General features: G+C 64.0%; 1 protein-coding gene. It reads right to left on the bottom strand.

What is annotated here, in order from left to right; translation table 11 throughout:
* Positions 1 to 443, bottom strand: a 443-nt coding sequence (locus tag IVB42_RS14040) for a transposase (RefSeq protein ID WP_247366718.1), incomplete at its 3' end; no start/stop codon positions are given.
* Positions 444 to 541 lie beyond the last annotated feature (98 nt).

Below are 541 nucleotides of genomic sequence, written 5' to 3'. Positions count from 1 at the left end.
GATGCCGACAACCCGGCAGCATCCTTGCCGAGCAGCGCAGCCAGCGCCTCAGAGAAGTCGCCGGTCGAGATACCCTTCAGGTAAAGGATCGGCAGCAGCGTCTCGATCGACTTCGACCGGCGCATGTAGGGCGGCAGGATCGACGGCGAGAACCGGATGCGGCCAGGATCGGCGGCGTCCGCTTCGCGATCGCGTACACGCGGCTGGCGGACGGCGACCGGACCGATGCCGGTCATCACCTCGCGCTCCGGCAGGTGACCGTGGCGGACGACGCGCTGGTGGCCGTCCCGGGTCTTCAAATCGGCATGCTGGCCTAGAAAGTCTGCAACCTCGGCCTCGACCGCCTGGGCCAGCAGGGCACGCGCTCCATTGCGCAAGACTTCTGTGAGTTGATCGTCGAAGATTCCTGGCTGAATCAGATGGATGACGTTATCGTTGGACACGGCATATCGCTCCTTCGGTGGAGAAGTGGAGGCGTCAAGCACCCCCACGATATGCCGCCTTTCCGATTCCCGCCGTCACCAACTTTGGGCGATAGCTC

Source organism: Bradyrhizobium sp. 45 (genome assembly GCF_023073155.1).
Classification (GTDB): Bacteria; Pseudomonadota; Alphaproteobacteria; order Rhizobiales; family Xanthobacteraceae; genus Bradyrhizobium; species Bradyrhizobium canariense_D.
The sequence above is the reverse complement of the archived record's forward strand: the minus strand, read 5'-3'. Positions and strand labels throughout refer to the sequence as shown.